Source organism: Curtobacterium sp. MCBD17_032 (genome assembly GCF_003234855.1).
Taxonomy (GTDB): Bacteria; Actinomycetota; Actinomycetes; order Actinomycetales; family Microbacteriaceae; genus Curtobacterium.
In genome coordinates this window covers 64,880-77,136 of record NZ_QKTO01000004.1, presented here as the reverse complement: position 1 = coordinate 77,136, position 12,257 = coordinate 64,880, and the positions used below count along the sequence as shown (strand labels likewise).

General features: G+C 70.0%; 10 protein-coding genes. 1 reads left to right on the top strand and 9 read right to left on the bottom strand.

Going from position 1 to position 12,257, the window contains the following annotated elements; genetic code table 11:
- The first annotated feature begins 107 nt into the window (after positions 1–107).
- The gene (gene pgl / locus DEI91_RS07960) at positions 108–878 is read left to right on the top strand and encodes a 6-phosphogluconolactonase (RefSeq protein WP_111051783.1); all 771 of its coding nucleotides are present in this window, start codon (positions 108–110) and stop codon (positions 876–878) included.
- Positions 879–1,033: 155 nt separating this feature from the next.
- On the opposite strand, the gene DEI91_RS07955 is transcribed toward pgl, so the two are convergent.
- From DEI91_RS07955 to uvrA, 9 genes are all read right to left on the bottom strand, one after another.
- Positions 1,034–1,396 (bottom strand): RNA polymerase-binding protein RbpA, encoded by a 363-nt coding sequence (locus DEI91_RS07955; RefSeq protein WP_110825022.1) that lies wholly within the window; start codon positions 1,394–1,396, stop codon positions 1,034–1,036.
- A 1-nt stretch (position 1,397) separates the two neighbouring features.
- A complete protein-coding gene (secG, locus tag DEI91_RS07950) occupies positions 1,398–1,649 on the bottom strand; it encodes a preprotein translocase subunit SecG (RefSeq protein ID WP_110825023.1) in 252 nt (83 codons plus the stop codon).
- Positions 1,650–1,777: 128 nt separating this feature from the next.
- The gene (tpiA, locus tag DEI91_RS07945) at positions 1,778–2,557 is read right to left on the bottom strand and encodes a triose-phosphate isomerase (RefSeq protein WP_111051782.1); all 780 of its coding nucleotides are present in this window, start codon (positions 2,555–2,557) and stop codon (positions 1,778–1,780) included.
- Between the two features lie 43 nt (positions 2,558–2,600).
- Positions 2,601–3,818, bottom strand: a complete 1,218-nt coding sequence (locus DEI91_RS07940) for a phosphoglycerate kinase (RefSeq protein WP_111051781.1) — start codon at positions 3,816–3,818, stop codon at positions 2,601–2,603.
- A gap of 4 nt (positions 3,819–3,822) precedes the next feature.
- Positions 3,823–4,827 (bottom strand): type I glyceraldehyde-3-phosphate dehydrogenase, encoded by a 1,005-nt coding sequence (gene gap / locus DEI91_RS07935; RefSeq protein ID WP_110825025.1) that lies wholly within the window; start codon positions 4,825–4,827, stop codon positions 3,823–3,825.
- Positions 4,828–5,044: 217 nt separating this feature from the next.
- On the bottom strand, positions 5,045–6,025 hold the full coding sequence (gene whiA / locus DEI91_RS07930; RefSeq protein WP_111051780.1) for a DNA-binding protein WhiA: 981 nt from the start codon (positions 6,023–6,025) through the stop codon (positions 5,045–5,047).
- Between the two features lie 78 nt (positions 6,026–6,103).
- Entirely contained in the window at positions 6,104–6,991 is an 888-nt protein-coding gene (rapZ, locus tag DEI91_RS07925; protein WP_111051779.1) for an RNase adapter RapZ, read from the bottom strand.
- Between the two features lie 112 nt (positions 6,992–7,103).
- Positions 7,104–9,194 carry an excinuclease ABC subunit UvrC gene (gene uvrC / locus DEI91_RS07920; protein WP_111051778.1) on the bottom strand — a complete coding sequence of 697 codons (2,091 nt, stop codon included), beginning with the start codon at positions 9,192–9,194 and terminating at the stop codon, positions 7,104–7,106.
- Positions 9,195–12,218, bottom strand: coding sequence for an excinuclease ABC subunit UvrA (gene uvrA, locus DEI91_RS07915; protein ID WP_258374349.1), 3,024 nt, complete (start codon positions 12,216–12,218; stop codon positions 9,195–9,197).
- Positions 12,219–12,257: the final 39 nt, after the last annotated feature.

Genomic DNA, 12,257 nt, shown 5'->3' with positions numbered 1-12,257 from the left:
GTCCGACCGTCCGTCCTCCCCGCCCTGCCCGTCAGGTCGGCAGGTCGGACGGCCGGCCGGACCGACCGCGGTCACACCGGTGACCGCACCACGAACACGGGAGTCACGTGACCAACGAACGGCGGGTGCTGGTGCACCCCGACAAGCAGGCCCTCGGCGCCTCCGTCGCCGCACGCTTCATCACGAAGATCATCGACGTGCTCGACGAGCAGGGACGGGCCGACATCGCGATCAGCGGTGGATCGGTGTCGACCCTCGTCCTCGCGGCGATCGGTCAGTCCCAGGCGCAGGAGAGCGTCGACTGGTCGAAGGTGCACGTCTGGTGGGTCGACGAGCGCTGGGTGCCCGCGGGTGACGCGGACCGCAACGACGCGGGCACGCAGACCGACTTCCTCGACCACGTGGGCATCCCGACCGAGAACGTCCATCCGATGGCGACGTCGGACGCGGGCCTCACCATCGACGAGGCAGCGGCGCAGTACGAGCGCGAGCTGCACGACGCCGCTCCCGACTCCGCCGACGCGCCGCGCTTCGACATCACGCTCCTCGGTGTCGGGCCGGACGGGCACACCGCGTCGCTGTTCCCGGAGTTCCCCCAGCTCCGCGTGACCGACCGCATGGTCGTGCCCGTCGACGACTCCCCCAAGCCCCCGGCACAGCGCCTGACGCTCACCTACCCGGTGATCAACGCGTCGCAGCGCGTCTGGGTGATCCTGTCCGGCGCCGAGAAGGCGTCCGTCCTCGGGCTCGCCCTCGCCGGTGCCGCCGTGGACGAGGTCCCCGTCGGCGGCGTGCAGGGCCGGAAGCGCACCGTGTTCTTCGTCGACCAGGACGCCGCCCGCGACGTCCCGGAGAACCTCATCGCGTCGACCTACTGACGCATCGCACGACGGACGGGAGGCCCGGTACCAGCTGGTACCGGGCCTCCCGTCCGTCTGCGGTCCGCCCGCCGACCGTGCGCCGCGGCGCGGTCCTGGACCTGCCATGACGAAGGCCCCCGCACCATCGGTGCGGGGGCCTTCGGACGTCTGCGCTACTTGGCGGCGGTGCCGCGGCGCTGCCGCAGCTGCTGCAACGCGTCCTCGAGGAGCTGCGCTGCCTCTTCCTCGGTGCGCCGTTCCTTCACGTACGCGAGGTGCGTCTTGTACGGCTCGGTCTTCGCGACCTGCGGCGGGTTCTCCTTGTCGCGACCGGCCGGGAGACCGGTGGACGGCGAGTCGACCGTCTCAGGGATCTCCTCGTCGGGCAGGTTCGCGGCGAAGTACCGCACGACTTCGTTGCCCATCGCGTCCCAGTACGAGATCGCGACGCGCTCGGCCTGGACGCCGCGGTCCTGCTCGCCCATCGGGCCGGCGCCGACGCGCGACCCACGGATGGCGCTTCCTCCGGATGCCATGTCAGCTCCCTGCCGTGAACTTGTTGATGAGACCGAGCACGATGATGCTCGAGATCCAGAGGAGCCCGAGGATCACGGTGATCCGGTTCAGGTTGCGCTCGGCGACGCCGGATGCCCCGAGGTTGCTCGTCACACCACCGCCGAACATGTCGGAGAGGCCGCCACCGCGGCCCTTGTGCAGGAGGATGAGGAGCGTGAGCAGGAGGCTCGTGATCGCGAGCAGGACCTGCAGCACGACGGAGAGTATCGCCACGACGTACCTTTCGTGTCAGTCAGCCATCCGAGTATACCGGTCACGCGGGGTGCGCTCCGGACCCGGACGGGGTGTGTGCACAGCACGAGGCGCGACGGGTCGAACCCGCCGCGCCTCGTGCGGTCGTTCTAGAGACCGACGTGCTGCTGGAAGCGCGCGATCGCCGCGAACTCCTGCACGTCGAGCGATGCGCCGCCGACGAGCGCCCCGTCGATGTCGGGCTCACGGAGGAAGCCGGCGATGTTGCCCGACTTGACCGAGCCACCGTAGAGCACGCGCGTGGTCGCAGCGAGCTCGTCGCCCCAGGCCGCGGCGACCCCGCGACGCAGGGCGGCGCAGTCCTCCTGGGCCTGCTCGGCAGTGGCGGCCTGGCCGGAACCGATCGCCCAGACGGGTTCGTACGCCACGACGATCTCGGACGGCGTGACCGCGTCGAGGACGACCTGGAGCTGCTCGACCGGGACGACGCCGGCGCCGCGCTGCTCACGCTGCTCGCCGGTCTCCCCGACGCAGACGACCGGCACGATGCCGTGCTTGACGGCTGCGGCGGTCTTCGCGGCGACGACCTCGTCGGTCTCCCCGTGCATCGTCCGGCGCTCCGAGTGCCCGACGATGACGTACTGCGCGTCGAGGGCGGCCAGGAAGGCACCCGAGACGTCACCGGTGTACGCGCCGGAGTCGAACTGCGACAGGTCCTGCGCGCCGAACCGGATCTGCAGCTTGTCGGCTGCGATCAGGGTCTGCACGCTCCGCAGGTCGGTGAAGGGCGGGAACACCGCGACCTCGACGTCGTCGTGGTCGTGGCGGGCGTCCTTCAGCGTCCACGCGAGCTTCTGCACGGTGGCGATCGCCTGGAGGTGGTCCAGGTTCATCTTCCAGTTGCCGGCGATGAAGGGGGTGCGGTTCATGCTTCGTCCTTCCCGGCGATCCCCGCGATGGAGGGCGTGCGGGTCATCGGGTCCACCCCAGGGCTTCGAGGCCGGGCAGCGACTTGCCCTCGAGGAACTCGAGGCTCGCTCCTCCACCGGTCGAGATGTGCCCGAACCGGTCGTCGGAGAACCCGAGCGACCGGACGGCCGCCGCGGAGTCGCCACCGCCGACCACGCCGAGGCCGTCGACCTCGGTCAGGGCCTGCGCGACGGTCTTCGTACCGGCCGCGAACGCCGGGAACTCGAACACGCCCATCGGGCCGTTCCAGAACACCGTCTTCGAACCGGACACCGCCGCCGCGAACCGCGACGCCGTCTCCGGGCCGATGTCGAGACCGATGCCGTCCGCACCGAACGACGAGGACTCGATCGCGTCGGCCGCGACGGTCTCGTGATCGGCGTCAGCGGCGAACCCTGAGGCGACCACGACGTCGGTCGGCAGGTCGATCGTCACCCCGAGCTCGTCGGCCTTCGCCAGGTACGCGCGCACGGTGTCGAGCTGGTCCTGCTCGAGCAGCGACTTCGCGACCCCGTGGCCCTGGGCCGCGAGGAACGTGAAGAGCATGCCGCCGCCGATGCAGAGCGTGTCCACCTGCGGGAGCAGGTGCTCGATGACGCCGAGCTTGTCGCTCACCTTCGACCCACCGAGCACGACCGTGTACGGCCGCTGCGGGTCCTTCGTCAGGCGCTCGAGCACGGTCAGCTCGGACTCGATGAGGGAGCCGGCGGCGCTGGGGAGCGCGGCGGCGAGCTCGTACACCGAGGCCTGCTTGCGGTGCACGACACCGAAGCCGTCCGACACGAAGGCGTCGCCCAGTGCCGCGATCCGCTCGGCGAACTCCGTGCGCGACGCCTCGTCCTTCGCGGTCTCCTCCGGGTTGAACCGGAGGTTCTCGAGCAGCAGCACGTCGCCGTCCCCGAGGGCCTCGGCAGCCGCGGTCGCTTCGTCGCCGACGGTCTCGCCGACGAAGGTCACCGCCTTGCCCAGCAACTCGGACAGCCGCTGCGCCACGGGGGCGAGCGAGTACTCCGGGGCCGGCGACCCATCGGGCCGACCGAGGTGCGAGATCACGATGACCCGCGCTCCGGCGTTCACCAGGGTGTTCAGCGTGCCGAGCGACGCCCGCACACGGCCGTCGTCCGTGATCGTGCCGTCCTTCAGCGGGACGTTCAGGTCACAGCGGACGACGACGCGCTTGCCGGCGAGGTCGCCGAGGTCCTCGAGGGTGCGGAGTGCCATCAGGTCAGAGCTTCTCGCCCACGAACTCGGTCAGGTCGACCAGACGGTTCGAGTAGCCCCACTCGTTGTCGTACCACGAGGTGATCTTGACGAGGTTGCCCATGACCTTGGTCAGGCCGGAGTCGTAGATCGAGGAGTGCGGGTCCGTCGTGATGTCGGTCGACACCAGCGGGTCCTCGCTGTAGAGCAGGATGCCCTTGAGCGGGCCCTCGGCAGCGGCCTTGTAGACGGCGTTGATCTCGTCGACCGTGACGTCCGACTTGGTCTCGAGCGTGAGGTCCGTGATCGAGCCGGTCGGGACCGGCACGCGGAGTGCGAAGCCGTCGAGCTTGCCGGCGAGCTCGGGGAGGACCAAGCCGATGGCCTTGGCCGCACCGGTCGAGGTCGGGACGATGTTCAGGGCGGCGGCGCGGGCACGACGCGGGTCCTTGTGCGGGCCGTCCTGGAGGTTCTGGTCGGCGGTGTAGGCGTGGACCGTCGTCATGAGACCACGCTCGATGCCGAACGCGTCGTGGAACACCTTGGCGAGCGGCGCGAGGCTGTTCGTGGTGCACGAGGCGTTGGAGATGATGTGGTGGTTCGCCGCGTCGTAGGTGTCCTCGTTCACGCCGAGGACGATCGTGACGTCGTCACCGGTCGCCGGGGCGGAGATGATGACCTTCTTGGCACCCGCGTCGATGTGCTTCTGCGCGTCGGCGGCCTTCGTGAAGAAGCCGGTCGACTCGATGACGATGTCGACACCGAGCTCGCCCCAGGGGAGGTTGGCGGGGTCGCGCTCGGCGAGGACCTTGATGGCCTTGCCGTCGACCACGATGTTGTCGCCGTCGAGCTCGACGGAGACACCGAGCTTGCCGGTGATCGAGTCGTACTTGAGCAGGTTCGCGAGCGCGGCGTTGTCGGTGAGGTCGTTCACCGCCACGATCTCGAGGTCGCTGCCCTTGGCCAGAGCGGCCCGGAAGAAGTTACGGCCGATCCGGCCGAAGCCGTTGATACCGATCTTGACGGTCAATGGAGCTCCTGTTGGGTGTGGAGCGCCTCGGGAGGCGCTGCTTTTCGGAGTGTGGAGGCGTCGTCGGGGACGACGGCCGGCCCACGTGTGGTGGACGATACGCCCCGTAACGTCGCCGGAACGACCCTAGCAGTCGGACCCCCTCGGACCACCTGCATGACGTCTGCTCGTGCGCGTCGACGTCGGGTGGTCGAGGGGGTCCCGGGGACGACCTGGCTCAGGCGCCTTCGAGCTCCTCGGGCACGCTCGCCTCGGTGCCGGGGACGCCCAGGTCCGACGCGCGCTTGTCCGCCATCGCGAGCAGCCGGCGGATCCGTCCGGCGATGGCGTCCTTCGTCATGGGCGGGTCCGCGTGCTGGCCGAGCTCGTCGAGCGAGGCGTCGCGGTGCTCGAGACGCAGGGCACCGGCGTACTGCAGGTGGTCGGGGACGTCGTCGCCGAGGATCTCGAGTGCACGCTCGACGCGGGCACACGCCGCGACCGCGGCCTGAGCGGAGCGACGGAGGTTCGCGTCGTCGAAGTTGACGAGCCGGTTGGCGGTGGCACGGACCTCGCGGCGCTGGCGCATCTCCTCCCAGTCGGCGGTGGTCCGGGCCGCGCCCATCGCGGTGAGCATCTGCCCGATCGCCTCGCCGTCGCGGATGACGACGCGGTGCACGCCCCGGACCTCCCGGCCCTTCGCGGCGATCCCCAGCCGGGATGCGGCGCCGACGAGCGCCATCGCGGCCTCGTTGCCCGGGCAGGTGACCTCGAGCGCAGCGGCGCGGCCCGGGTCGGTGAGGGTGCCGGAGGCGAGGAACGCGCCGCGCCAGATGGCGGCCAGGTCCTCGCGGGTGCCGGTCGTCAAGCGGTTCGGCAGACCGCGCACGGGGCGGCGACGGGCGTCCATGAGTCCGGTCTGACGGGCGAGCGTCTCGCCGGCCTCGAGGACACGGACGAGGTACCGGGTGCCGCGCCGGGACGAGGCCGTCGACCCGACGGACGCCTCGCTGCGCACGCCGTACAGCTCGGCGAGGTCCTTGCGGACGCGGTGCACGATGATCCGGGTGTCGAGTTCGACCTCGACCGCGATCCGGCCGGAGATGACGTGCAGCCCTCCCGCGAACCGGAGGACGGTCGCGAGTTCGGCGGCGCGGACCGTGTTCCGGTTGACGACGACCCTGGCCAGCTCGTCCTTCACCTCGGCAGTCAACGGCACGGCATCATTCCTTACGTTCTTCGGGGTGGGGTTCCGCGGTCCCGGGGCGCACGCGTGTGGAGACGGCCGGTGGGACGGTCACTCCCGGCCGAGATCTCGGTTCTTCACACGCACGGCGACGTCGGGCATCCCGCGGAGGAGGCTCGCCAGCTCGGCGACGATGGCGACCGAACGGTGCTTGCCGCCGGTACAGCCGATGGCGATCGTAGCGTGTCTTTTGTTCTCCCGCTGGTACCCCTCGAACACCGGCTCGAGGACGGAGGCGTAGCGCTCGACGAACGAGCGGGCTCCCGGCTGCTCGAGGACGTAGTCGGAGACGGGCGCGTCGAGGCCCGTGTGCGGCCGCAGTTCGGGCACCCAGTAGGGGTTCGGGATGAAGCGCACGTCGGCCACCATGTCGGCGTCCGCGGGGAGGCCGTACTTGAAGCCGAAGCTCATCAGGGTGACCTGCACACCGACGAAACGGTCCTCGGCGAACCGCTCGGTCACCGCGTTCGCGAGCTGGTGGATGTTCAGGTCGGACGTGTCGATGACCACGTCCGACGCCTCCCGCAGCCCGAGCAGCCGCGTGCGTTCGCGGGCGATGCCGTCGAGCAGGGTGTCCTCGCCCTGGAGCGGGTGCGGACGGCGGACCTGCTCGAACCGACGCACCAGGACCTCGTCGGTGGCCTCGAGGAACAGCACGCGGACGCGCGCGCTGGTGCTCTCCCGCACCTGCTGGACCGCGTGCTCGGGGTCGGTGAAGAACCGGCCCCCGCGCACGTCGACGACGGTGGCGATCTTCGGGATCGACTCCCCCGCCCGGTCGGCGAGGTCGGTGAGCGGTCCGAGCATCTGGGTGGGGAGGTTGTCGACCACGTACCAACCGAGGTCCTCGAGCGCCTTCCCCACGGTGGACCGGCCGGCGCCGGACATGCCGGTGACGATGAGCACGTCGTGCTGCTGCTGGGAGGAGGTGTCGGTCATCTGCGAAGGAGCTCCGTCGTGGTCGGGCCGGGCGGGTCGCCCGGCCGGTGCGAGCGCCGCCGGCCCAGGTCGGAGACCAGGCTACCGTCCGGCCGGGAGGCCCGTGCGGATCTCATGCGGGCCGCTGCGGCCCGTCGGGACCCGCGTCGGGGACGCGCACCGGGCCTCCCGACCGGGCGCCGACCGGGTCGGCACCCGTGTCCGGTGCGCCGGTCAGAGTGGGAGCACTGGTCGGGGTGGGAGCGCTGGCCGGGGTGGGCGCACTGGCCGATTCCGGGGCGCTCACCGGGACGGTGGTGAGCTTGCGCACCACGGCGGCCGCGGTCGCGGGTCCGACACCCGGTACCTCGGCGACCTCCTCCGCGGTGGCCTGCCGGAGCCGGGCGACCGAGCCGAAGTGCTTCAGCAGCGCGGCGACACGGCTCGGCCCGAGCCCGGGGATCTCCGACAGCTGCGACTTGACGTCCCGCTTGCGCCGCGTGCGCTGGTGCGTGATCGCGAAGCGGTGGGCTTCGTCACGAAGGCGCTGGATCAGGAAGAGCGCCTCCGAGTTGCGGGGCAGGATCACCGGGAAGTCGTCGTCGGGCAGCCAGAGCTCCTCGAGCCGCTTCGCGATGCCGACGAGCGCGATGTCCGTCACCCCGGCCTCGTCGAGCGCACGCTTCGCCGCCGCGACCTGCGGTTGTCCGCCGTCGACGACGAGGAGCTGCGGGCGGTACGCGAAGCGCTTCGTCGGCTTCGTGCCCTCGACGACGTCGTCCGCGGTCGCGTCCGGCACGTCCGGGACGGCCGCGTCCTCGTCGAGGCGGGCGAGCCGTCGGGTGAGGACCTGGTACATGCTGTCGGTGTCGTCGGTCGTCTCGGCGATCGTGTACCGGCGGTACTGGTCCTTGCGGGGCAGCCCGTCCTCGAAGACGACCATCGAGGCGACGACGTTCGTCCCCTGCAGGTGCGAGATGTCGTAGCACTCCATCCGCAGCGGCGCCTCCGTCATGCCGAGGGCCTCCTGGATGTCGGCGAGGGCCGCCGCCCGGGTCGTGTAGTCGGCCGAGCGCTTCGTCTTGTACAGCATGAGCGCCTGCTGGGCGTTCTGCGAAGCGGTGCGGGCAAGACCGGCGCGGTCACCACGCTGGGCGGTGCTGAGCTTCGTGCCACGACCGCCCCTGCGGTCGCTCAGCCACTGCTGCAGGGCGTCGGCGTCGTCGGGCAGGACCGGGACCACGACCTCGCGCGGGGGCTCCTCGCCGCCGGCGCCGGCGGGCAGCTCGCTGCCGGTGTAGACGCCCTGGACGATCTGCTCGACGAGGTCGCCCGTGCTGATGTCGAGCTCCTTGTCGACCACCCAGCCGCGGACACCGCGGATGCGGCCGCCCCGCACCGAGAACAGCTGCACGGCGGCGGCGAGCTCGTCCTCGGCGATGCCGAACAGGTCGAGGTCCACCGAGTCCTTCAGGACCACGGCGGACTTCTCGAGGACGGCTTCGAGGGCCTCGACCTGGTCGCGGTACCGCGCTGCCTGCTCGTACTGCATGGCGTCGGCCGAGGCGGCCATGCGCTGCCGCAGCTGCGTGATCACACGGCGGTCGTAGCTGCCCATGAAGCGGACGAACTCCTCGACCAGCGCCCGGTGCTCCTCGATCGTGACGCGCTGCGAGCACGGCCCTCCGCACTTGCCGATCTGCCCCGGGAAGCAGGGCTTGCCGGTCTGCATCGCCCGCTTGTACGACGACTCGGAGCAGGTGCGGATCGGGAACACCTTGATCATGAGGTCGATCGTGTCGTGCACCGCCCAGATCTTCGGGTAGGGCCCGAAGTACTTCGCACCCTTGATCTTGCGGTTGCGTGTCACCATCACCCGCGGCGCTTCGTCCGCCATCGTGATCGCCATGTACGGGTACGACTTGTCGTCCCGGAACTTGACGTTGAACGGCGGGTCGAACTCCTTGATCCAGGTGTACTCGAGCTGGAGCGCCTCGATCTCGGAACCGACCGTGGTCCACTCGACGCTGCGGGCCGTGAGGACCATGCGCCGGGTGCGCTCGTGCAGGGTCGGCAGCGGTGCGAAGTAGTTGCTCAGCCGGGCGCGGAGGTTCTTCGCCTTGCCGACGTAGAGCACACGGCCGTTCTCGTCTCGCCACCGGTACACCCCCGGATCGGTCGGGATCTCACCGGCCTTGGGACGCCATGCGACGGTGTCCGCCACCTACCGAGCACCCGCCGTCGTCGCCGTGGCGCCGCGCACCGCACCCTGACGGCCCTGCACGGACCGCTGCTTGCCGACGCGCGCGTCCTGCGCGTCCAGGATCTCCCGCAGGAAGACGCCCGTGTGGCTCTCGGGCACGTCGGCGACGTGCTCCGGCGTGCCGGTCGCGAGCACGGTCCCGCCGCCGGAGCCACCCTCCGGGCCCATGTCGATGAGCCAGTCGGCGGACTTGATGACGTCGAGGTTGTGCTCGATCGTGATGACCGTGTTGCCCTTGTCGACCAGGCTCTGCAGCACGAGGAGCAGCTTGCGGACGTCCTCGAAGTGCAGACCGGTGGTCGGCTCGTCGAGCACGTACACCGTGCGGCCGTTCGACCGACGCTGGAGCTCGGTGGCGAGCTTGACGCGCTGGGCCTCACCGCCGGACAACGTCGTCGCGCTCTGGCCGAGCCGGACGTACCCGAGGCCCACGTCGACGAGGGTCGCCATGTAGCGGTGGATGGCGGATATCGGCTCGAAGAACTCGGCGGCCTCGCTGATCGGCATGTCGAGCACCTCGGAGATGTTCTTGCCCTTGTAGTGCACCTGCAGCGTCTCGCGGTTGTACCGGGCGCCGCCGCAGACCTCGCACGCGACGTACACGTCGGGCAGGAAGTTCATCTCGATCTTGATCGTGCCGTCACCGGAGCAGTTCTCGCAGCGCCCGCCCTTGACGTTGAAGCTGAAGCGTCCGGGCTGGTACCCGCGGGTCTTCGCCTCCTGCGTCTCCGCGAACAACTGCCGGATGCGGTCGAACACGCCCGTGTAGGTCGCCGGGTTGGACCGCGGGGTGCGGCCGATCGGGGCCTGGTCGACGTGCACGACCTTGTCGAGCTGGTCGAGCCCCTTCACGCGGGTGTGCTTGCCCGCGATGTGCCGGGCACCGTTGAGCTGGTTGGCGAGCACCTTGTACAGGATGTCGTTGACCAGCGTCGACTTGCCGGACCCGCTCACCCCGGTCACCGCGGTGAACACCCCGAGCGGGAAGTCGACGTCGACGTCCTTGAGGTTGTTCGCCCGGGCACCCTGCACGCTGATGACGCGCTTGCGGTTCACCGTCCGACGCTCGGACGGCATCTCGATCGCCCGACGTCCGGCCAGGTAGTCGCCCGTGATCGACTCGCGGTTCTCGATCATGTCCGCGTACGAGCCCGAGTGCACGACGTTGCCGCCGTTCACGCCCGCGCCCGGACCGATGTCGACGACCCAGTCGGCGGTGCGGATCGTGTCCTCGTCGTGCTCGACGACGATGAGCGTGTTGCCGAGGTCCTTGAGCTTGACGAGGGTGTCGATGAGCCGGCGGTTGTCGCGCTGGTGCAGCCCGATGCTCGGCTCGTCGAGGACGTACAGCACGCCCGTCAGGCCGGACCCGATCTGGGTCGCGAGCCGGATGCGCTGCGCCTCGCCACCCGAGAGCCCGCCGGCGCCGCGTGCCAGAGTCAGGTAGTTGAGTCCGACCTCGAGCAGGAACTCGAGCCGCGCGCGGATCTCCCGCAGCACGGCGGCGGCGATGTGCGCCTCCCGAGTGGTGAGCGTGATGTCCGCCATGAAGGCGTACGCCTCGTCGAGGGCCATGTCCGTGACGTCGGCGATGCTGCGTCCGTCCACGGTCACCGCCAGGACCTCCGGCTTGAGGCGGGTGCCGTCACAGACGGGGCACGGCACCTCGCGCAGGTAGCCCTGGAACCGCTGCCGCTGCGAGTCGGTCTCGGCCTCCGCGAACTTGCGTTCGATGTAGGGCATGACGCCCTCGAAGCCGCTCGTGTACCGCATCTCGCGACCGAAGCGGTTCTTCCACGACACCGAGACCTCGAAGTCCTTGCCGGTGAGGATGGCAGCCTGCACCGACGAGGGCAGCTGGTTCCACGGGGTGTCGAGACGGAACCCGAGCTCCTTGCCGAGGCCGGCGAGGAGCTTCTCGAAGTACGAGTACAGACCGCTCGTCCCGGTCCAGGGCAGCAGGACGCCGTCGGCGAGCGAGGCCTCCGGGTCGCCGAGCACGAGGTCCGGGTCGACCGACATGCGGGTGCCGAGGCCGGAGCACTCCGGGCAGGCGCCGAACGGGGCGTTGAACGAGAAGGTGCGCGGCTCGATCTCGGTGAGCGCGAGCGGGTGGTTGTTCGGGCAGGAGAGGTTCTCGGAGTACGTCCGGACCGCGCCGGGGCCCTCGTGGTCGACGAGGTCGATCGCGACGGTGCCGTTCGTCAGCCGCAGTGCCGTCTCGAGGGAGTCCGTCAGGCGGCCGAGGATGTCGTCACTGGCGACCAGTCGGTCGATGATGACCGAGATGTCGTGCTTGACCTGCTTCTTGAGCGTCGGCGGGTTGCTCAGCTGGATGCGCTCCCCGTCGACGATCGCGCGTGCGTAGCCGGACGCGGCGAGCTCCTGGAAGAGGTCGACGAACTCGCCCTTCTTCTTCGACACGATGGGCGCGAGCACCTGGAACCGGGTGCCGGTCTCCTGCGTCATGAGCTGGTCGGCGATCTGCTGCACGCTCTGCTTGCTGATGACCTCACCGCAGACGGGGCAGTGCGGGATGCCGATGCGTGCCCAGAGCAGACGCATGTAGTCGTAGACCTCGGTGATGGTGCCCACCGTCGACCGCGGGTTGCGGTTCGTCGACTTCTGGTCGATCGACACCGCCGGCGAGAGGCCCTCGATGAAGTCGACGTCCGGGCGGTCGACCTGGCCGAGGAACTGGCGCGCGTAGGCGGACAGGGACTCGACGTAGCGGCGCTGTCCCTCGGCGAAGATCGTGTCGAACGCCAGGGAGGACTTACCGGAGCCGGACAGCCCGGTGAAGACGACGAGCGAGTCACGCGGGATCTCGAGGTCGACGTCGCGGAGGTTGTGCACGCGAGCGCCACGGACGCTCAGCGTCGAGGTGTCGTGCGGAGCCGTCCCGCCCGGCAGGTGCAGGTCCGACGGCTCGTCGAAGTCGTCCGGGTCGGACATGGCGGTTCCGCGGTCAGAGGTGATGGTCATCGCAGACGATTCTACGAAGCCGCTCCGACAAACGTCCGC